This window comes from Acinetobacter sp. S40, from assembly GCF_016624705.1.
In the GTDB taxonomy this organism is placed as follows: Bacteria; Pseudomonadota; Gammaproteobacteria; order Pseudomonadales; family Moraxellaceae; genus Acinetobacter.
This window is the reverse complement of the sequence record NZ_JACVTU010000002.1, coordinates 446,546-466,517: the sequence shown is the minus strand read 5'-3', so window position 1 is coordinate 466,517 and position 19,972 is coordinate 446,546. Positions and strand designations below refer to the sequence as shown.

Here is a 19,972-nt window from a genome sequence, read left to right as displayed (position 1 = left end):
ATAATGGTCTTTACTTTGCAAGTTTCCTTGTTTGAATTGAATAGAACTGAAATATGAATTGCAAAGAAAGGCATGCTCATTATTTAGTGGCAGTTATCTTGATGTTGGTCAGCACTTTTTCAAGTGCCAGTGAACCCACCACCTCAATTGCATTTAGGCATTTACAGCAAAACATTGACCAAGACCTTATCCGAATTCAACCCACATTAATTCAGCTAAGGCATAAAATTCATGCTCATCCTGAATTGGCAAATCAGGAATATGAGACCAGTCAATTGGTTGCTGAGTATTTAACAAAGCTGGGCCTAGAGGTACAAACAGGAATTGCAAAAACTGGAGTGGTCGCTACGTTAAAAGGAAAACATACTGGTCCTGTTATTGCCTTACGTGCTGAACTTGATGCATTACCGATTAAAGAGCAAACCGGACTGAGTTTTGCCTCTACCGTGAAAACACAATGGAATCATCAACAGGTAGATGTAATGCATGCTTGCGGTCATGATAGTCATATTGTGATGTTACTGGCTGTCGCTGACGCATTTTCAAAGCATAAAGATGAATTACGTGGCACCATAAAATTTATTTTTCAGCCCGCAGAAGAAGGTCCACCAGAAAATGAAGAAGGTGGTGCTAAACTCATGATTAAAGAAGGAGTTTTAACAGCACCGAAACCTGATGCGATCATTATGTTGCATGTCGGAGCAGGGCAAGCAGGAAGTTTAAGTCTGACTCAGGGCATCGCTGCAGCGAGCTCAGACCGGTTCAAAATTACGATTCAGGGGAAACAGGCTCATACGGCCTCGCCTTGGAATGGGGTCGATCCTATTCAGATTGCGGCAGAGGTCATTTCGTCACTTCAGTTAATTCCAAGTCGACAGATCGATTTGGTCAATGCCCCTGCGCCGATTATCAGTTTTGGCCAAATTTCAGGGGGAACCAAGCATAATATTATTCCTGAGCAGGTCACTATTGAAGGTACACTACGCACAAAATCCAATGATCAGCGAGCCATTGTTTTGCAGAAAATGCAAAAATTAATTGAAACCCTTCCACTTGCCTATGGGGGAACAGGACATTTTTTTATTGATCCGCATGATTGGCCAGCAGGTTATAATCAGCCGGAACTTTCTAAACGTTTACAACCCATTTTAGAAACTTTGGCAAAGCAATATGGAACATCATTTCAATTAAATACAGTCAGTGGTTATCATGGTGATGATTTTTGGGAATACGCAAAATATATACCTGCGGTTTCGTTTGGAATGGGCGTAACACCTCAGAAAATTGATCCTAAAAAAGCCGTCAATCATTCTCCTTTTTTTCAGGTAGATGATTCAGTTTTAATTATTGGTGAACAAGCCTTGTCCCATTTCATTTTAGATTTTTTCGCAGTGGGCAAGCAAAATAACGCTGTTAAATAGCCTTTTCTTCAATTTAATGGTGTTCCAGAGAGTGGTAAAAAATACAACTCTCTGGGATAGAAAGGACAAAATTAAAAAGTTACTTTTCAAACAATTTATCTAAAAAGTGTTCCTATAAAAACAAAAAACATATCAGTAAAATTTTAAACATTTGATTTCTATACTTAAAAATATTGGCATTGCGTTTGCTCTAAAAGAGGCATCTTTAAGGGGAAACCAATGAATAAAACGTTAAAACCATTTGTTATAAAATCTTCGCTGTTTGCCTTAAGTGTTTTAGCAACTTCTATTTCTGTTGCTAATGGACAACAAACGCCTATTCAGACAGAAGAGGATGTGATTACTTTACAATCGGTTGTGATTACAGGGTCACGTCGAGCCGTAAAGAGCGCATTGGAGGCGCCTGCTCCCGTCGATCTGATTTCACCTCAACAACTTCAGCAGACAGGTGAGTCCGATCTTGCGAAGGCATTATCTAAATTATCTTCTTCTGCTACCTTGCCGAGTACACCCGCAGGAGGATTTTCTGCATCAGTCGCACCTGGCATTGCTCTGAGAGGGCTTTCTACTGATCAAACGCTTATTTTGATTAATGGAAAACGTCGTCATACTTCCGCTTATTTTACACGTCAAAGTTTTGCGGGAGGACGTGGTTCAGCAGGCACTGATTTAAGTCTTATTCCAATCAGTGCAGTTGAGCGTGTTGAGATTTTGCGCGACGGAGCGGCTGCACAATTCGGTTCAGATGCAATCGCGGGGGTGGTCAATATTATTTTAAAATCCAGAGACTCAGGGGGCGGTGTCAGTTATCAAGCGGGTGGATATACGCAAGGAGATGGGGAACAGCACAAAATTACAGGATGGACGGGATTTTCTTTACCTAATGATGGAAGTCTGACTCTGGCGTTTGATGCAGGTAAGCGTGCTGCCGCAAACAGTACAAATCCGGATACACGAACGTTTTATACATCGAATAGTAGTCCAGATGCGCAATACACGGAAACCACAACGCCATACCGTAAATGGAAGTTTGGTGCCCCTGAGATTAAAGATCAAATTAATTTAAGTTACAACGCAGACTTGCCATTAACCGATGATGTCTCTTTATACAGCTTTGGCACATATGGACACCGAGAAACAATGGGCGAAAACTTTTATGAACCGCCTTCGTCTACCAGTACTGTCAACCAATCTGCTTACTACAAAGCCCGTTATCCCGATGGTCGCATTCCGCTTAGCATTGTAACAGTGGATGATTTTGCGATTACTGCGGGTGCTAAAAAAGGAGAGCAAAAAACAGGGAAACTAGATGGCTTTGTGACCTATGGTCGAAATAAAGTACACAGTGAACAGGAAAATGGCATTAATCCAAGTTATGGGCCTGATTCTGCATCAACGTATTCGTTAGGGAATAATGTTTTTACTCAAATTAATACAGGGCTTGATTATAGTCGTGATCTGGCGATTTCGTGGTTACATAGTCCTTTAACCGTGTCGATAGGTGGGCTCTATCGATGGGAGGAATATAAGCAACTCGCGGGAGATCCTATCGCCTATACACGTGGTCCTTATTACAATGTAAATACAGCACCTGAAATTTATGCGGGAATCACTGCTGAAGATGAACGTACAATTGATCGTAATGTTTACGGTGCATATCTCGATTTAGAAGCAGATTTAATTGATAAATTAAATGTAGGCGTGGCTTTGCGGAGTGAAAAATATTCCGATTTTGGTAATACCACCAACGGTAAGCTTACACTCAAATATGATTTTAACCCTAAAATTACGTTAAGAGGATCGGCAAGCACAGGTTATCGCGCTCCTTCATTGACGCAACTGGGGTATTCAACCTATAGCGTACAAGCTGTTGAAACTACAACAGGATCGGGCGTCTATCACGATGTACAGCAACGTACTCTTGCCGCAGGCAGTGAGGCTGCACGTCTTTTAGGTGGAAGTGAACTGAAACCAGAAAAATCGACCAATTACTCGCTTGGATTCGTGTGGAAACCGTGGGAGCAAACCTCGCTTACATTAGATGCCTACCAAATAGATATTCATAACCGAATTTTATTATCTGACAATATTACAGGCAGTGTTTTGACCAATGCATTTGCTGGTACAGCCTACGAAAATATCAATAATGCGGCATTTTTCAATAATTTACTGGATACCCGTACCCGTGGGGCTGAATTAGCAATTAAACACGATGTGAATTTGGATAAATACGGTGATTTAGGCTTTAATCTTGGATTTGCAGTCAATAAGAATGAAATCACGGAAGAACGTGATGCTGTGACATCAACAGGCCAGATATTATCGTCTTCTTTAATTGCTGGACGTAACACCAGTAGCTTGATTGAGTCTGCAGCACCCACCAGTAAAACCACTTTAAGTGTGTTATGGAGCAATGACACGTGGAGTGTAAATACAGGAGTACGCCGTTATGGGAAATGGAAAATTTTAAGTAATGCATCTGCAAGTCTGGATCAAACTTTTAGTGAACAATGGATTGCTGATCTGGATATCGGCTATAAAGCTGATCGTGTTCTTAAAGGACTTAAATTTAACTTAGGGGCAAATAACTTATTTAACAGCCACCCGGATACCACGATATCTTCTCAACCCTATGGTGTTGTGAAATATAGCTTTAACTCACCAGAGGGGGCTTATGGAACCTATCTATATGGCCGTGTAAGTTACGATTTTTAAGCCGAATGAGCAATGATTATGCACATGATTAGAAAATTCATGGTGGGAGGATTGCTTGGTTTTGGCTTACAGCAGGTACAGGCACTTCCAGTACCTGTTGAACACTCTCAACCAAATTCGTTGTATGGCGATAAAGTTCTCTCAGCATTTTATGAATGGAATGAAAAAATTCCCCAACATCCTGGATTATTGTTGCGCATTGAACCTCTTGATGAAGGGATTCGATTGGCTGAAAGTCAGGAGCAATACCGCATTTTATTTTCATCTACTAATGGATTAGATAGTCGGTCTACCACACTTGTTTCAGGCTCATTATTCATTCCTAAGGGGCAAGCGCCTGAAGGGGGATGGCCTTTATTGGTTTGGGGACATGGTACAGTTGGTCTGGCAGATCAATGCGCACCCTCATGGTCAGGACGGGTATATCGTAATGCGTATTATCTCAATCAATGGTTAAAACAAGGTTATGCGATTGTTGAACCAGATTATCAGGGATTAGGCGTTGGAGGACCGCATTTATTAATCAATATTCCGCAGTTGTCTTTTAATATTTTGGATAGCGCACGTGCCGCTTTAAAAGCAAATCCTAAAATTGCCAATAAAATTATCATTGCTGGTCAATCTCAAGGGGGTGCGGCTGCATTTGGTGCTGCATCGTATTCTGAAAAGTATGCCCCTGACTTAAATATTAAAGGCACTATTGCAACGGGTGTTATTTATAAACCGAAGCAAAGTAAACAAGCCACCTTAAACATTGCAAATCGTCAAATACCCAATCCTGCGTTAGCTTATCAAATTTTGGGTTTTCATGTATTGCAACAATATGATCCGAGCCTAAAAACAACCGATGTTTTTACAGAAAAAGCTGCAGCTTTGGTGGAGCATTCACGTTCTCAATGCGTAGGTCAAATTTTTTCAGATGTTGCCTTTGAACAACTTAGTTTTGCTGATGCTCTGCTGGAGTACCCCTCTGAAAAATACCTGACTTTACAGCGCACTTTTGAGCAGCAATTTTCACAGTATCCCACCTTGAAAATTAAGCATCCTGTTTTTATTGGAACGGGAGTTGAAGATAAAACCCCGGATGCACGTAACCAAATGGCGTTAGTCAAGGATGCCTGTGCTCAAGGCACCGCAGTTCAAGCTCATTTATATCATGGGCGGGGTCACAGTGAAGCTGTTCCCCGTTCTCTGCCTGATGCACTGAATTTTGCACGTCAGGCCTTAAATGATGAAGCCATTCCAAATCTTTGTTCAATCGATTTTAACTAAAGGATCATGATGAAAGTGAATACATTATCAAAATTATTATGTCGCTCAGCTTTGAGCTGTGCTGTATTGAGTAGCACATTCACAGCAGCACAATTACCGCCAGAACCTCAAGAAAAATATGGAGATGGCCGTGTTTCAGAATTCTACACATGGAAGAAAGATATTCCGGAACGCCCCGGAGTCCTACTGAAAACAGAAACTATCACTAACCCGTATATTCGTTTAGATAATGACAGTCAGGCCATACGAATTTTATACAGTTCTACCAGTGGTAAAGACAGTAAAACACCTGTGATTGTTTCAGGAAGTATCCATTTACCAAAAGGTACACCACCAAAAGGCGGTTGGCCTGTTGTGCTGTGGGCACATGGTACAGTTGGATTGGCTGATGCATGTGCACCGTCATGGAATGGCCGTTCATATCGAGATGTTCAATATCTAAATCGCTGGTTACAAGAAGGGTTTGCTGTTGTTGCAACCGATTATGAAGGTCTGGGAGTCGCAGGCCCACATTTATTAATTAATGTACCAATGCTAGCATATAGTGTATTGGACAGTGGACGAGCCGCATTACAAACTCAACTCCCGCTTTCAAATAATTTTGTAATTGTGGGGCAGTCACAAGGAGGAGCTGCCGCAGTTGCAACTTCATCTTACTCCGCAACCTATGCACCTGAATTAAAAATTAAAGGGTCGATTGGAACAGGCGTAATTTATCGTGATCCAAATGCGACTCCAGCAGACAACCAACTCAAACTCAATCCATATGAGGTGAGTCCTTCACTGGCATATAATATTTATAGTTTTCTGGTGACGCAGAGTCTTGCTCCTGATCTCAAAACCGAAGATGTATTTACGCCTGCGGCTGTACCTTTGGTTGAACAAGCACGTAACGCGTGTCTGTCGAGTTTTATGGGCGACATTCAGTCTGCTGGGCTTTCACCTGCTCAAGCTTTACAACCTAATCCTCCTGAACGCTATAAAGTATTACAGGAGCAACAAGCAAATGCCTATGGATATTACCCAATCTTAAAAATTAATCATCCCTTGTTTATTGGGACAGGTGCAAATGACCGCACACCCGATGCACGCACTCAAGTTAAACTGGTTGCAGATGCATGTAAGGCTGGAACGACCGTAGAAGGGCATTTATATTATGGTTTAGGACATAGTGAAACAGTTAATGCGTCTCTCAAAGACTCGATTCCTTTTGCTAAAAAAGTGATTGCAGGACAAAAAATTCAATCTATTTGTAAGCCCGATATTAAATAAAAAGAATGCCACTTTAGACGATTGACTAAAGTGGCGTTTTACATCCATTTCAAAAAGGTTTAGGCAATGTGCTGTTTTCGTTTTTCAGCTTCCTGTCGAACAGCAGGAATAATATAACGTCCATAATCGACAGTGTCGTAAATAGGATCATAACCACGGTTCAAAAAAGTAGTAATCCCTAAGTCTACATAGTCAAGTAATGCTTCAATAATAGTATCTGGTGTTCCCACTAATGCCGTGGTATCGCCATAAGCACCAACGGCAGTTGCTGTTGGCATCCATAATGCACGATCATGCCGATCACCTTGCTGTGCTGCGGCCAATAACCGTTGAGATCCAATGCCTTTAATTTTATGTCCTGTGACCGAACCATTATTTTGGAACAGCGGGTTTTTTTGAATATCAGATAAAATAGTTTCTGCACGTTTCCATGCAAGCTCTTCTGTTGCTCCAATGATTAATCGTACCGATAAACTCACACGTGGTTGAGGTTTTTCAGCACGTTCAGCCGCTTTTTTTAACTTGTTAATTTGCTCTTTTACCCCAGAAAGTGGTTCACCCCATAAGGAATATAGATCAGCATGTTTAACTGCAATATCGTAAGCAATGTCTGAAGAACCTCCGAAGGAAATAGGAATAGAACCATAAACTGGTTTTAATGGGCAAAAAGCATTTTCAAGTTGGAAATATTTGCCGGAGTAACTAAAGGGTTCATCACTCTTCCAAAGTGCTTTCACAATTTCAAGATATTCACTGGTCCGTTCATAACGTTGAATTTTATCAATAATAGAGTCACCTTCCTGAGGTTCTGCTGTAATACCCGTAATTGCATGTAAACGAATGCGGCCCCCACCTGTAGTATGGTCAAGCGTCGCAAATGTTCGAGCTGCAAGATTTGGAGTCATTAAAGCAGGACGATGAGCAATCATAAAACCGAGTTGTTCAGTATGTTGGGCAAGGTAAGCTGCAATTTGGCTACTCTCAGGCGCACTGGGTCCATTGGCAATTAAAACTTTATCAAACCCCGCATATTCATGTGCCCGTGCATGATAACGTAAATATTCGAGGTCAATTTTATGACCAACCCGTGTACCTTTTGTTTCTGACCATTGATTTGGAAAAACCATGCCTACAAATTCGATGCTCATTATTTCGTCCATTTGGAAAATTTAAAATAAAGAGCAAAATAAGTGCCAAACCTTAATGTTATATAAAATAAACAATTAGGTCATCGTATTTAGTTTAGATGTCTATATTTGATCAGAAAATATTATATTTTGTTTAAAAAACAACATGGCATAAAAGTGAGATTATGTTGATGATAAATTTATAAAATGCATGCTTAAAGAAAACTATTTAAATTTAGGATTAAATATCTGTAATTGTTATTTATCAGCTTTGTAATTGGATTGTACTATTCTATTTTAATATCATCCTAATCTATTTAAAGGATTAATTATGAAATCCTATTTGGATAATGATTATAAAGTAATTACTTTGCCAGATAATGGGGTACCTATAAAACCAATTCGAGCAAAAGCAATTATTTTCTCAGATCAAAACTCCCGTAAGTTGTTAAATCAGGTGGAGACTATAGCTCCAAGCTCTGCCAGTGTTATTATTCAAGGTGAATCTGGTACTGGTAAAGAGCTGATTGCACGTGAAATTCATTTAAAAAGCGACCGTAAAAACAAGCCATTTCTTGCTGTGAACTGTGGGGCTTTGGTAGAAACACTGGCTGAGTCAGAGTTATTCGGTTATGAAGCTGGTGCATTTACAGGTGCAAACAAAACTCGACCCGGCATTTTTGAAACGGCAGACGGTGGAACTTTATTTCTGGATGAAGTAGGCGAGTTGCCACTATCTTTGCAAGTCAAACTATTACGCGTATTACAAGAAAAAGAAGTGGTACGTGTGGGGGGAAGAAAACCGATTCCTATCAATGTACGGATCTTGTCTGGTACACATGTGGATTTGCGTAAGGCGGTTGCAGAAAACAAGTTTCGGCTAGATTTATACTATCGTTTGAATGTCGTGGTGCTGAATATTCTGCCATTACGGGAACGTAAGGGCGATATTTTACCTTTGGTCGATTTTTTCTTAAATTCATATTCGCAAAAGCTCATTACATCAAAACCAAACATTAGCGATCGCGCTCGAAATGCGCTGCTAAATTATAGTTGGCCGGGTAATATTCGTGAATTAGAAAACAATATTCATTACGCTTTACTCATTAGCGGTGGGAAAACCATTGATATTGAACATCTAAGATTTTCAGAAGAGGGTGGTTCAGCAGCTTTACCCGACAATGATTTGATTCAAGAATTTGAAGATATCCTGAAGCGTTTATTTCAGGAATATGATGGTGAAGCTTGGCATATTATTGAAGATAAGATTGTAAAAACAGCTTTTTCAAGTTGCTGGAATAATCAGGTCAAGACTGCAAAAATGTTAGGCCTTTCACGTAATGTTCTACGTAACCTTCTCTCTCGCTATAACTTATTACCTAATAATAAGAATGAAAATGAAATTGCCTAGACGAAAAATATTTCTTTTCTAGAACATCCATCTTTGACCTATGGATGTTCTTTTTTTATTGTGGTTAGTTTTGTGATCCATAAACCCAATTCAAATAATAGCCACATAGGGACGGCAAGAGCAAGCATACTAAAGACGTCTGGAGGAGTAATAAACATTGCAATAAAGAAGAAAAACACGATGATATGTTTACGGTGTTGTTCAAGCTGATGAATAGATAAAATACCAATAAAAATAAGAATATAAGTAAGAATTGGAATTTGAAATGCTAAGCCGAAAGCCAAAAAAAGTTTTAGACAGAAATCCAGATAGCTGTTGATATCGGTCATCGGTAATACATTTTCAGGTGAAGCCAATACAAAGAACTTTAAGGCAAGCGGTAAAATCAGGCCATATGCAAATAAGATACCGAGATAAAATAAAAAAATACTGGAAAGTGCTAAAGCAATTCCCAATTTTTTCTCATTTTGGTATAAAGCAGGAGCAACAAATTGCCAAAACTGATACAAAATGAAAGGGATACTGACTAGAACTGCCAGATAAATATTGAGTTTGAACGGTGCTAAAAATGTACTCATTACATCCGTTGCGATCATGGTGGAATGTATAGGAAGCAAAGAGATTAAAGGTTGAGCAAGAAAATGATAGTTTTGTTGGGCGAGGGGTAATAACAGTAAAAAAATAGCAATAACAGCAGTAATGCTATAGATCAAACGCTTTCTTAATTCTTTTAAATGCTCGCTATATCTCATTCTGGTGAATGTTTCACTGGTAATTTGTTCGCTCATGCGGCCTGATCCTCTCTTAAGATATGTGATGATATTGAGTGACTTAAAAAAGGTGCTTTCAACCCAGGACTGGAAAACGGATAAAAAGAATAAGGGGTAAAAGGAGAATCAGCTTTAGCTACGGCTGTAATAGTTGATTTCTGTACACTTTCGATATCTTGCTGCATTTGAGCAAGTTGTTGTTTGAGTTGTTCTTCATTTTGCTTTATTTTTTGCAACTCTTCTTGCATGATTCTTTTTAGTTCTATTAATTCAAGTTCATTTTCCAGATCATTTTGAATTTTATTTATTTGATTTTTAACTGCTCTATATTTTAGCAATACAGTTCTTAGTGCTTGAGGAAGCTTTTCAGGTCCTAAAATAATCAGTGCAATCACAGCAAAAGCAAATAACTCCCCAAAACTAATATTAAACATTAGAATAAATCACTCATGCCTTGGATTTTTCTCATTATGTGATTCTAATGAGTTGAGATCTTTGTATTGTTGGTTTGATAATAATTTCTGATCATCTGGATTAACCGAGTCCTTAAAGTCTTTAATTGCTCCCCCTAAGTCTTTACCCAAATTTTTAAGTTTAGACGTGCCAAATAATAAAATGACGATCACAGCAAATAATAAAATATGCCAAATTGATAAACCCATGATGAAGCTCCTAAATAATATAAAATAAGTGTATTAATATCACGATATCATCTGTTTTCTAAATCACATTAATATCGATCAATATTCGATTTAATTATGCTGTGTGATCTAGCATGTGGAGTGCCTGATTTCTAAAATTGAATAAGCTCTCACTATCTTTATGTCGTGGATGAGCCAAAGGAATTTGAATGATTTCCTTAATTTTTCCTGGGCGAGCAGACATCACAATGACGCGGTCACCTAGATATACGGCTTCCTCAATATCATGTGTTACCAAAATCATAGTGATTTTTTCATGTTGCCAGATGCGTTGCAGTTCAGCTTGCAAATGACTCCTGGTCATGGCATCTAATGCACCAAACGGTTCATCTAAAAGTAAAATATCAGGTTTATTGACGAGTCCACGTGCGATGGCAACGCGTTGTGCCATACCGCCAGAAAGTTCATGGGGGTAAGCATTTTCAAATCCAGTAAGCCCTACAATTTCGAGATGCTCTTTAACACGTGCATTTTTTTCTGAACGGCTTAAGTCTGTTTCTTCCAGTGCTAAATGGATATTTTCTGAAACAGTGAGCCAAGGCAATAAGCGATGTTCCTGAAAAATTAATCCTCGTTTTAAATCTGTCCCTTGTATTTGCACCTGATTTAGTAAAATCTCGCCTTGATAGTCTTGATCTAATCCGGCAATCAGGCGGAGTAGGGTCGATTTTCCACAGCCACTACTGCCAACGATAGAAATAAACTCTCCTTGTTCAATGTCGAGATGAATACTATCTAAAACAGTTAGGTCGTTTTGATTACGCTGAAATGATTTATTCAATTTTTTAATGGAGAGTAAAGAAAAAGACATATTAAAATCCTGCTCGTATTTGGGGATCAAAGGCTAGGCGCGCCATTGCAATAAACGTTTTGAAATAAGGTGGATACACGTAGTCATCAAAATGCCACTGATTGTGACGGTGATTGCACATACAAGCAGGATGTCCATTTCGGCATTAATTTCAGCTTTCATCATGAGATTACCTAAGCCAGCCCCTGCATTAAATAAAAGCTCACTTGCTGTGGTGGTAATCCATGTAAACGGTACTGCCAAATTTAATCCTGTTAAAATGTGCGGTAAGGCTTGTGGAAAGCGTATTCTTTTAAACTCACGCCAGAAAGAAAACTGATACATACGGGCGATTTCGCTGTATTTTTTATCGTAGTGGCTAAGTCCCTGAAATGTATTGATCACTAATGGGAAAAAAGAAGCGAGAGCAATGATAAATATTTTGGCTTCTTCGCCATTACCAAACCACAAGGCAATTAATGGAGTTAAACCGAGCAATGGAACTTGCCGAATACTATTAAATAGCGGAGAAACCAAGGCATTTAAAATTTTTGAATAGGCAAGTAATGCACCTAAAAACAATCCAGCGGTTGAACCCAATAAAAAACCTAATCCTGCTTTTTTTAGACTGCCCCATGTGTTCAGCCATAATTCACCGGTTTCCAGCAAGTGAAGAAAGGCAAAATAAATGTGTTGTAAAGGGACAAATGCATAGGCCTGACTTGAACCTAGTCCCGAGTTGTATTGCCATAAAGCCAGCAATAAGATAGGAAGTATTAGACCTTGTATCAAGATTACAGGCTGTTGCAAGAGAGGCTTTAAAGTAGATGATTGAGACATTATTTCCCTCTTGAACTAAGAGCAGGAGATATAAAGCGTTGTTCCAGCAAACGTAAAAGTTTATCGAGAATAAACCCGATTAAACCTGTGATGAATACACCCACCATGACCACATCAAGACGTAGCATTTGGCGGCCTAGTTCCATCATTTGACCAATGCCAGTTCCTGCTGCAAGTAATTCCACTGCCACTAAAATCAACCATGCTCGACCTAATGCGATTCGTAAACCACTAATCAAAGGCGGTAAAATTGAAGGAATAATGATGTATTTGAGCCATGCTCGCGTTTTAAGTTTGTAGATTTGACCGATTTCAATATATTGTTTTGGAATGTTTTTTACTGCGTCGGATGTTGCCAATGCAATTGGGAAAAAACAGGCTTTAATGATAAGTAAAATTTTAAATAACTCACCAATCCCAAAAACAAGAATAAAAATAGGAATGAGGACAAAGATTGGAATTTGATAAAGAATATTAAATAAAATAAAAGTGTAATGGCGAAATGTACGGATTGAGCCATAGGCGACACCAAACGCAATTGCACTAATTGTGGCAATAGAAAATCCAAAAAATAACCGAGAAAGGCTATCCTTTAGATGCAGTTGTAGTTCACCACTTTGTATTAAACCGATAAATGCATGCCAGACGGATAGGGGCGGTACTAAAATTTGGGTAGGGAAAATTTGCAAATAACTAATGAATTGCCAAGTGAGTAACGCGATTAAGGGTGAAATCAGCGAAAGCACCCAATAAAATTTCTCAGCTGAAACCCTCTTCCATAGCGGAGGCTTAAGTACAATAGTATCTTTTTCAAGGGCAGGATTAACAAGCGTTTTCATCGCCTAGTCTCCTTGCTTATTCTGGTGATCTTGGCTATTTAAGTTTTGGATAGCTTGATTAGTAAATTTTGGATTTAATAGTTCATCTGCTTGGATTGGGGTTTGAATGAGCTGATTTTTCAGAGCATGGTCGATAACTTTGGCATAATGTTGTTTAAGAAAATCAACTTTATATACAGGTGACCAATCCTGTTGCCATGTGCTTTGAGTATTCTGGCTTTCTCTTTGAATCACACGAAGAGGTTGACCAAACTTGGTTTGACTTTGCTGGAATTCATCTTGATGTTGTGATACCCAATTCATAGCCCGTACAGTCGCATCAGCAAGTAACTGCGTGGTTTCTGGATGTTGGTCAATATAATCTTTACGCCCCCATAGCTCTGCACGCATTTTCCAGTCGGCGGGTAGGGATTGTGAAGACCAGATAATTTTTCCGAGATGACGATCCTGTAAAGTCAGTGCATCACTTAAAGTAAAAAATGCATCAACACTTTTGGCTGATAGTGCCGCAGCACCAGCTTGAGGATTTAAATTAACAATTTGAAAATCTTGGAGTTGTAATCCTTTGCTTTGTATAAGTTGACCAAAATTAATTTCCCAAGGACGACCACGATGTAAAGCAATTTTTTTACCTTTTAGGTCTTCAATTGATTTGACGTGTGAATCAGGAGGTACAATAAGATAGACATTATTGCCAATTCCACCAGGAACCACAATTTGTGTCCTAACACCTGTTGCATTGAGTACCACAGCAGGAAGATTGCCATAAAAAGCAAAATCAATTTTATTATTTAGAAAACTTTCGTTGACTAAAGTAGCAACAGCAGCAGTGGTAACGGGTTCCCACTTTAGCTCAATATTATGCTGCTTCAATTCCTTTAAAAAAATTGGGTCTTGTGAGATGAGCTGTGGTACACCAATAAAGTCCAGTGTCCCCGAAGTGCCATTGGCAACGACAGCAATACGCAACTGTTGCTGAACAGATTTATTTTGAGTTGATTGTTCGGTCTTTTGTGCATCACACGCGACAAGTCCTAAAAGACTCAAACTCAAAAATAAGCTAGAAAAAATACGCATATCATCATATGAATTAAAAAATATAAGGGAATAGAGCAAGAACCAAGCCAAAATATTTATTTTATATAAATCAATTAATTAAATTTTCATTCGAGAGTTTTGCTGATTAATGAAAGACGTTGTGTTGTAAAATAGACAGGCTGAAGGATTTAAATGTTGAAATTTCAACATAATGTTTTTGGCCTGTTTGATGAAATATATATAAAACAATAGGCTACATTAAATACTTATTAAATAAAAAACGGCATGATTTCTGCTCATGACATAAATAACGATCCAGATATCGTCAAATGTTTAATTATTGAGAACTATTATGTCAGTTGAGTTTTTATGGAGAATCCCTGTTCATGGGGATGGTCGTCGAGCACATCAGTTACATACCCGTGGGGAATGGAATCAATTAAATTCAGCCACTCAATCGCCACAACGTGTTGCACCACAACATCAAGACCATTTGTTTGCCTACTATGATTATGTTGAACAAGTAGCAAAAGCAGCTGATATTGTTGGTTTTCATGGTGCATTGATTCCTGCTTTTCCACATACGGAAGAACCTTGGGTGCTGGCTTCGGCTTTGGCAAGAGAGACCAAAAGACTGCGACTGTTGATTGCGATTCAACCGTGGTTTATCCATCCTGCCTATGCCAGCCAAATGGCTGCCAGCTTGCAACGTTTAAGTCAGGGAAGAGTAGAATGGAACGTGATTTCAGGCGGTGGCGGGGCACAGCAACGTGCTTACGGCGATTTTATTGAACATGACCAACGTTATGCTAGAACCAATGAATTTTTGGAATTTGTCAAAGGTTATTCACATCATGCTCCTTTTGACTACGATGGCAAGTTTTTCCACGTCGAACAGGGCGGATTAAAATACCCGATGAATCAATATGAGGTGCCTCGTTTATGGCTGGCTGGTGCAAGCGAGGCTGCTTTACGTGTAGCAGGACGTCATGCGGATATTCATTTAACATGGGGTGAGCCTGTTGAACAGCAGAAAAAAGTGATTGAACAGGCACAGGCATTTTTTGAGAAAAATACGCCAAATCGTAAAGTAAAGTTTGGTATGCGCATTGATATTTTGGCACGGCCAACACAAGAACAGGCTTTTCAGGAACTTAAACAGATGTATGAAACCACTGCGGTTGAGGGTAATGTATTTGAACGGAAAGACACTGAGTCAGTTGGAGCAAAACGTCAGCAGGCTTTGGCTCAAGGCAATCGTTTTGAAGATCTATTTGTGAGCCCAAATGTTTGGGCAGGCATGTCCAGTGTACGGGGTGGACCAAACTGTATTTTAGTGGGGAGCTATGAACAGGTTGCGGAACGTTTGCAAGAGTATATTGATGTTGGGGTGGGGCATTTCATTTTAGCAAGTAACCCTCATTTGGAAGAAGCGTATCGTGTAGCAGAGGAAGTGCTGCCTTTGGCGGGATATAAATTAAAATAATAAATTTAGATCCCTTTGATATATCAGGGGGATCTTGTTGTTTGAACAGCATCACATTGTTTGAAAACCAACATATTTAGTATCAATCATTTGGAAAATTTAAATTAAATTTATAAAAATTAGAGACTTATATTGTTGGCATGACTTGTGCAATTTTTTATTCAATATTTTAATTCTGTTTACTTTCTTATGAGCGACCTAATATTTAACTCGCATAAACGGGCATTGCTGTTTGAACACTATGCGCCTGCATCAGGGTCGAACCATATAGCAGATCCGTTTACACAATATTCTTCAGAGGTTAGTGAAGTAGTTCCACCTCGATTCAATAAATTGTTGATCGCAATTATTGCGGTGGCTTCAGCACATTTGGGAATTTGGTATATCGCAAAACACTTGCCAACACCTACTCTGGAAATTCATAAGCCAGAGCCAGTGGTGATTGAAATTGTGAAACCAGAAGAACCGCCTAAAGTGATTGAACCTAAAATTCCGCCTGTCACAGAAAAGCCCAAAATTCCGCCAGTTGTGGAAAAACCCAAACAGATTGAACAGCCCAAGCCCCTACCGAAAACTGTGGAACAGCCTAAGCCTGTAGCAAAAGCAGTTGCTCAGCCAACACCGCAAAAGGTTGAAGAAGCTGTGGTGACCAAAGAAGCAATATCTGAACCCGTTCACAAAGCCGTTGAACCTGTTAAGCCTTTGGATGACAACCTTCCAGTGACTGAGGCGAAAGGTTATGCGGGTTATCTCAGTAATCCTGCCCCAGAATATCCAGAGCAGGCATTGGAACGCGGTTGGGAAGGCTCTGTGATTTTACGAGTCAAAGTATTAGCAGATGGTCGTCCTGATACTATCAGTGTCAAACAAAGTAGTGGCAAAAAGCTATTAGACAGCGCTGCCATCAGAACAGTAAAACAATGGAAATTTTCACCAGCCCTAAAAGGTAAAACCCCTGTTGAAGGCTGGGTTGATGTTCCGATTCATTATCAATTACCGAAATAAATTTAATTTTGTAGATTAAGAGGATATTTTCATGACTGACATTAATTCATTGATCCATGACGGGACAATATGGTTATTGGTTGCTTTTTCAATTGTGACCTGGGTATTGATTGTTATTAAGGTGATACAAACACAACGGGCAAGTAAACAAAGTAAGATTTTTGTGGAAGAGTTTTGGAAAGCAAAAAATTTATCTGATGCTGTGGCCAAATCGGAAGCGGGTGAAGGACCAGCAGCACGTATTGCAAATACCGGTTTTAAAACGCTGATTGAAGCAGATGAAAAGACACATCATGATTTGCAAAATAGCTGGAGCCGACAAGATTTATTGGAACGCCATTTACGCAAACAAATTTTAACTGAACGTCGCCAATTGGAGAAAGGTTCAGCATTATTGGCTTCTATTGGTAATAATGCGCCGTTCATTGGTTTATTCGGAACAGTTTTTGGGATTATCCATGCATTACAAGCGATTGCACATTCTGGTAATGCAAGTATGGATGTTGTCGCTGGACCGATTGGTGAAGCATTGATTGCAACTGGGATTGGTATTGCCGTTGCTGTACCTGCGGTGCTTGCTTATAACTACTTTGTACGTAAAGTCAAAACCATTGGTGCAGACTTGGATGACTTTGCTACGGATTTTGTGAGCTTAAATCAAAAAGCTGGCTTTCAGTTATCCACCACTAAAACTAAAAATACGACAGGCCATACAGTCGTGAATGACGTTTCAACAAAAGAAGTGAAAGAGAAAGGAGTATTTGCATAATGGCAATTTCTACCTCTCAAGACGATGATGTCGTCAGTGATATTAACATTACGCCTTTGGTGGATGTGATGTTGGTTTTACTTATCGTGTTTATTGTTACAGCGCCTTTACTGACCAATACCGTGAAAGTGAATTTGCCGAAAGCTGCACCGACACAGTCAACTGACCAGAACAAAGCAGTAGTGATTAGTGTCAATCCGCAGGGTGAAATATTTCTTGATAAAGATAAAGTGACGCTTGCCAATTTCGAGCAGGAGATTCAATCACGTAAAGATAGTAATCCGAAGTTAGCCTTGAACTTGAACGCTGATGAGACTATACCTTATGGAACTGTAGCAAAATTATTAGCAGGTATTGAAAGGGTGGGCGTCGATAAACTCTCTGTGATAACAGTACCCAAATAATATTTGAGAAACATCCAAATAGCTGCTACGGCAGCTTTTTTTATAATTTGTTTAAACGTATTCAGTGATGGTTTTGTGTAGAGGGAAAATATACAGAAGCATTGAGATTCCACAAAACATCTCAACATCATAATTCGGTTAAAATATTAAAAATAATAGTATTAAAAATAAGGGTGCGTTGGCCAGCACCCTCTAAATAAATCAATATGGTTCACTATAGACGTGAACCATGTTTGTCTTAGATTAGGCTTTCCATAATTTCTCAAAACGCCATGTTGGAAAAATGGTATGTTCAGGTGCTAACCCTCCAATATCTTTTGCTGCTGCATCAATGGTGTGGCTAAATCCCCAGATCAGCATTCCGCCACGTTCGTGTTGAATTTTCTGGGCTTGAGCTAAATGGATTTTTCGTTTTGCTAAATCTGGTTCGGCAAGTGCTTTGTAAAACAGCTCACTATATTCAGGATCTTTAAAATTGATTTTATGGGTTGTTGAAATCGGTGCATCGTTGACAACCGCGGTGGATAAATAAGGCGTACCGACATTGGTGGCATTACTCGACAACTGCCATTTAGTTCGATCAGGTCCATTAAATGTGGCAACATCTACTTGCTTTACGCGTATAGTGACATTAGCAAGTTTAGCCTGTTCAGCAAAGATCAGTGCCGGCTGAGCACTTCCAACTGAAGTAATTAGTTCAACATTTAAACCTTCTTTAAAACCTGCTTGCGCCAATAAATTCTTTGCCTCAGTAATATTTTGCTGACGCTGCGGTACGTTTAAAAAAGCGGGGTCTTGTGGTGAATAGAGATCATTGGCGATACGTCCCTGACCATTCAATCCACGCTGTACGAGTTCCTCACGATTGGCAATTAAACGAAATGCCTGACGCACTCTGGGATCATTAAAAGGAGCTTGTTGGGTATTAAAGTCAAAACTATTATGAGTATTTGTCTGGGAGCGAATAGTTTGAATATGTTTCGCTTGCTCCAGAATTTTTATATATTCAGGAGAAATTGCATTGGCGACATCAATTTGCCCTGCTAATAATGCATTTAAACGAGAGACTTGATCCTTAAAATCAATCACTTCAAAACTGTCTGCATAAGGTTGACCAGTTTTGAAATAGTTTTCAAAACGAGTGAAAACCGAGCGCTGACCGGGTACAAATTGTTTGACTTTATAAGGACCTGCACCTACTGGATTATGGATTGGATCAAAATCGGTGGGTACAATTCCGCCAAAATTCACCCATGTTTCTGGCAGGGCAACGAAACCTGAAATCGAGTTGATAAAAGGAATACGAACGGTATATTCATCCAGTTTTTGAATACGGTCTCGGTCAATCCATTGCACTAAATTGCGAAACGGCGAAGCAAGTTTCAGATCAGTTAAACGTTTTATTGAAAAAATCACATCATCTGCAGTGATGGTTTTGCCATGATGAAACTCTAAACCTTTACGCAGTCGAATTGTCCATTCACTGGCATTATGGTTGGGTTCAGCAAACTCAGCCAAGGCAAGGCGTGGAAGCATATTTTCGTCCCATTCCCAGAGCTTATTATAAATGGCAAAACCTCGGGTAATTCCTGCACTAGAGGTAGATAGATGGGGATCTAAACTACCTGACTGTTGTCCACCAATCAGACCTAGCCGAATAGTTCCACCATGTTTAGGGGTTACCGAAGAAGAATTTTGTGATTCAGCAGAGGTTTGGGGAGATTGGCCACAGCCAGATAAACCACCGATTAACGAAACACCTCCTATCGCGGTAAGGCTTTGTGCTAAAAACTTTCGTCGTGATAACAGAAATGATTGATTTTTCATTAAAAACACCGTGTTTGATAATCGTCTGTATTGGTCTTGCAGAATAAATGCCAAGTTTTTTTTATAATTTTTTAATATTTATCATTGGGTTATATTATTTATATTTTTTAGTACTGTCTTTATTCCAACAAATCTGTTGAAAAAATAAATCTTCTTAAAAGTGATAAATAAATAATTAAAAATAAAAAATAACTAAATCAAGGCATTACCTATGATTTTTATGTAAATAAATGATTGGCATAAGCTTTGCGTAACGCCTTGTAAATTTACTTTACTGAGTCTGAT

The 19,972-nt window shown here is 39.2% G+C and carries 18 protein-coding genes; 9 read left to right on the top strand and 9 right to left on the bottom strand.

Going from position 1 to position 19,972, the window contains the following annotated elements; genetic code table 11:
• The first annotated feature begins 53 nt into the window (after positions 1-53).
• The 4 genes from IAE19_RS04770 (at position 54) to IAE19_RS04755 (ending at position 6,680) form a co-directional block, all read left to right on the top strand.
• On the top strand, positions 54-1,421 hold the full coding sequence (locus tag IAE19_RS04770; protein WP_227612190.1) for an amidohydrolase: 1,368 nt from the start codon (positions 54-56) through the stop codon (positions 1,419-1,421).
• Positions 1,422-1,640: 219 nt separating this feature from the next.
• The gene (locus IAE19_RS04765) at positions 1,641-4,136 is read left to right on the top strand and encodes a TonB-dependent receptor plug domain-containing protein (protein WP_200459780.1); all 2,496 of its coding nucleotides are present in this window, start codon (positions 1,641-1,643) and stop codon (positions 4,134-4,136) included.
• Positions 4,137-4,160: 24 nt separating this feature from the next.
• Complete coding sequence (locus IAE19_RS04760; RefSeq protein WP_200459779.1) at positions 4,161-5,408, top strand: lipase family protein; 1,248 nt, start codon at positions 4,161-4,163, stop codon at positions 5,406-5,408.
• Positions 5,409-5,417: 9 nt separating this feature from the next.
• Positions 5,418-6,680 (top strand): lipase family protein, encoded by a 1,263-nt coding sequence (locus tag IAE19_RS04755; protein WP_200459860.1) that lies wholly within the window; start codon positions 5,418-5,420, stop codon positions 6,678-6,680.
• Between the two features lie 59 nt (positions 6,681-6,739).
• On the opposite strand, the gene IAE19_RS04750 is transcribed toward IAE19_RS04755, so the two are convergent.
• On the bottom strand, positions 6,740-7,828 hold the full coding sequence (locus tag IAE19_RS04750) for an LLM class flavin-dependent oxidoreductase (protein ID WP_200459778.1): 1,089 nt from the start codon (positions 7,826-7,828) through the stop codon (positions 6,740-6,742).
• A 310-nt stretch (positions 7,829-8,138) separates the two neighbouring features.
• Here IAE19_RS04750 and IAE19_RS04745 point away from each other — a divergent pair, with 310 nt between their 5' ends.
• Positions 8,139-9,218 (top strand): sigma-54 interaction domain-containing protein, encoded by a 1,080-nt coding sequence (locus tag IAE19_RS04745; protein ID WP_200459777.1) that lies wholly within the window; start codon positions 8,139-8,141, stop codon positions 9,216-9,218.
• A gap of 38 nt (positions 9,219-9,256) precedes the next feature.
• Here the strand turns inward: IAE19_RS04745 and tatC are convergent, their stop codons facing one another.
• The 7 genes from tatC to IAE19_RS04710 all read right to left on the bottom strand — a co-directional run bounded on the left by tatC (position 9,257) and on the right by IAE19_RS04710 (position 14,235).
• Positions 9,257-10,006 carry a twin-arginine translocase subunit TatC gene (gene tatC, locus IAE19_RS04740; protein WP_200459776.1) on the bottom strand — a complete coding sequence of 250 codons (750 nt, stop codon included), beginning with the start codon at positions 10,004-10,006 and terminating at the stop codon, positions 9,257-9,259.
• The gene (tatB, locus tag IAE19_RS04735) at positions 10,003-10,422 is read right to left on the bottom strand and encodes a Sec-independent protein translocase protein TatB (protein WP_200459775.1); all 420 of its coding nucleotides are present in this window, start codon (positions 10,420-10,422) and stop codon (positions 10,003-10,005) included. The genes tatC and tatB overlap by 4 nt, the downstream gene beginning before the upstream one ends.
• A gap of 9 nt (positions 10,423-10,431) precedes the next feature.
• Positions 10,432-10,650, bottom strand: a complete 219-nt coding sequence (locus tag IAE19_RS04730) for a Sec-independent protein translocase subunit TatA (RefSeq protein ID WP_200459774.1) — start codon at positions 10,648-10,650, stop codon at positions 10,432-10,434.
• Positions 10,651-10,744: 94 nt separating this feature from the next.
• Positions 10,745-11,500 carry an ABC transporter ATP-binding protein gene (locus tag IAE19_RS04725; RefSeq protein WP_200459773.1) on the bottom strand — a complete coding sequence of 252 codons (756 nt, stop codon included), beginning with the start codon at positions 11,498-11,500 and terminating at the stop codon, positions 10,745-10,747.
• A 33-nt stretch (positions 11,501-11,533) separates the two neighbouring features.
• Positions 11,534-12,319 carry an ABC transporter permease gene (locus IAE19_RS04720; RefSeq protein ID WP_200459772.1) on the bottom strand — a complete coding sequence of 262 codons (786 nt, stop codon included), beginning with the start codon at positions 12,317-12,319 and terminating at the stop codon, positions 11,534-11,536.
• Positions 12,319-13,158 carry an ABC transporter permease gene (locus tag IAE19_RS04715; protein WP_200459771.1) on the bottom strand — a complete coding sequence of 280 codons (840 nt, stop codon included), beginning with the start codon at positions 13,156-13,158 and terminating at the stop codon, positions 12,319-12,321. Before IAE19_RS04715 ends, IAE19_RS04720 begins: the two co-directional genes overlap by 1 nt.
• Before the next feature lie 3 nt (positions 13,159-13,161).
• The gene (locus tag IAE19_RS04710) at positions 13,162-14,235 is read right to left on the bottom strand and encodes an ABC transporter substrate-binding protein (RefSeq protein WP_200459770.1); all 1,074 of its coding nucleotides are present in this window, start codon (positions 14,233-14,235) and stop codon (positions 13,162-13,164) included.
• Positions 14,236-14,548: 313 nt separating this feature from the next.
• Here IAE19_RS04710 and IAE19_RS04705 point away from each other — a divergent pair, with 313 nt between their 5' ends.
• The 4 genes from IAE19_RS04705 to IAE19_RS04690 all read left to right on the top strand — a co-directional run bounded on the left by IAE19_RS04705 (position 14,549) and on the right by IAE19_RS04690 (position 17,860).
• Positions 14,549-15,682, top strand: a complete 1,134-nt coding sequence (locus IAE19_RS04705) for an LLM class flavin-dependent oxidoreductase (protein ID WP_200459769.1) — start codon at positions 14,549-14,551, stop codon at positions 15,680-15,682.
• A 189-nt stretch (positions 15,683-15,871) separates the two neighbouring features.
• Positions 15,872-16,687, top strand: a complete 816-nt coding sequence (locus IAE19_RS04700; RefSeq protein ID WP_200459768.1) for an energy transducer TonB — start codon at positions 15,872-15,874, stop codon at positions 16,685-16,687.
• A gap of 31 nt (positions 16,688-16,718) precedes the next feature.
• Positions 16,719-17,456, top strand: a complete 738-nt coding sequence (locus IAE19_RS04695; RefSeq protein ID WP_200459767.1) for a MotA/TolQ/ExbB proton channel family protein — start codon at positions 16,719-16,721, stop codon at positions 17,454-17,456.
• The gene (locus IAE19_RS04690; protein WP_200459766.1) at positions 17,456-17,860 is read left to right on the top strand and encodes an ExbD/TolR family protein; all 405 of its coding nucleotides are present in this window, start codon (positions 17,456-17,458) and stop codon (positions 17,858-17,860) included. Before IAE19_RS04695 ends, IAE19_RS04690 begins: the two co-directional genes overlap by 1 nt.
• 243 nt (positions 17,861-18,103) lie before the next feature.
• Here IAE19_RS04690 and IAE19_RS04685 read toward each other — a convergent pair whose 3' ends face one another.
• Positions 18,104-19,687, bottom strand: a complete 1,584-nt coding sequence (locus IAE19_RS04685) for an ABC transporter substrate-binding protein (RefSeq protein ID WP_200459765.1) — start codon at positions 19,685-19,687, stop codon at positions 18,104-18,106.
• Positions 19,688-19,972 lie beyond the last annotated feature (285 nt).

What these genes read in the sequence shown, in the direction of transcription:
- IAE19_RS04770 (WP_227612190.1), top strand. Translation starts at nt 54, where the DNA reads ATGAATTGCAAAGAAAGGCATGCTCATTATTTAGTGGCAGTTATCTTG.
- IAE19_RS04765 (WP_200459780.1), top strand. Translation starts at nt 1,641, where the DNA reads ATGAATAAAACGTTAAAACCATTTGTTATAAAATCTTCGCTGTTTGCC.
- IAE19_RS04760 (WP_200459779.1), top strand. Translation starts at nt 4,161, where the DNA reads ATGATTAGAAAATTCATGGTGGGAGGATTGCTTGGTTTTGGCTTACAG.
- IAE19_RS04755 (WP_200459860.1), top strand. Translation starts at nt 5,418, where the DNA reads ATGAAAGTGAATACATTATCAAAATTATTATGTCGCTCAGCTTTGAGC.
- IAE19_RS04750 (WP_200459778.1), bottom strand. Translation starts at nt 7,828, where the DNA reads ATGAGCATCGAATTTGTAGGCATGGTTTTTCCAAATCAATGGTCAGAA.
- IAE19_RS04745 (WP_200459777.1), top strand. Translation starts at nt 8,139, where the DNA reads ATGAAATCCTATTTGGATAATGATTATAAAGTAATTACTTTGCCAGAT.
- tatC (WP_200459776.1), bottom strand. Translation starts at nt 10,006, where the DNA reads ATGAGCGAACAAATTACCAGTGAAACATTCACCAGAATGAGATATAGC.
- tatB (WP_200459775.1), bottom strand. Translation starts at nt 10,422, where the DNA reads ATGTTTAATATTAGTTTTGGGGAGTTATTTGCTTTTGCTGTGATTGCA.
- IAE19_RS04730 (WP_200459774.1), bottom strand. Translation starts at nt 10,650, where the DNA reads ATGGGTTTATCAATTTGGCATATTTTATTATTTGCTGTGATCGTCATT.
- IAE19_RS04725 (WP_200459773.1), bottom strand. Translation starts at nt 11,500, where the DNA reads ATGTCTTTTTCTTTACTCTCCATTAAAAAATTGAATAAATCATTTCAG.
- IAE19_RS04720 (WP_200459772.1), bottom strand. Translation starts at nt 12,319, where the DNA reads ATGTCTCAATCATCTACTTTAAAGCCTCTCTTGCAACAGCCTGTAATC.
- IAE19_RS04715 (WP_200459771.1), bottom strand. Translation starts at nt 13,158, where the DNA reads ATGAAAACGCTTGTTAATCCTGCCCTTGAAAAAGATACTATTGTACTT.
- IAE19_RS04710 (WP_200459770.1), bottom strand. Translation starts at nt 14,235, where the DNA reads ATGCGTATTTTTTCTAGCTTATTTTTGAGTTTGAGTCTTTTAGGACTT.
- IAE19_RS04705 (WP_200459769.1), top strand. Translation starts at nt 14,549, where the DNA reads ATGTCAGTTGAGTTTTTATGGAGAATCCCTGTTCATGGGGATGGTCGT.
- IAE19_RS04700 (WP_200459768.1), top strand. Translation starts at nt 15,872, where the DNA reads ATGAGCGACCTAATATTTAACTCGCATAAACGGGCATTGCTGTTTGAA.
- IAE19_RS04695 (WP_200459767.1), top strand. Translation starts at nt 16,719, where the DNA reads ATGACTGACATTAATTCATTGATCCATGACGGGACAATATGGTTATTG.
- IAE19_RS04690 (WP_200459766.1), top strand. Translation starts at nt 17,456, where the DNA reads ATGGCAATTTCTACCTCTCAAGACGATGATGTCGTCAGTGATATTAAC.
- IAE19_RS04685 (WP_200459765.1), bottom strand. Translation starts at nt 19,687, where the DNA reads ATGAAAAATCAATCATTTCTGTTATCACGACGAAAGTTTTTAGCACAA.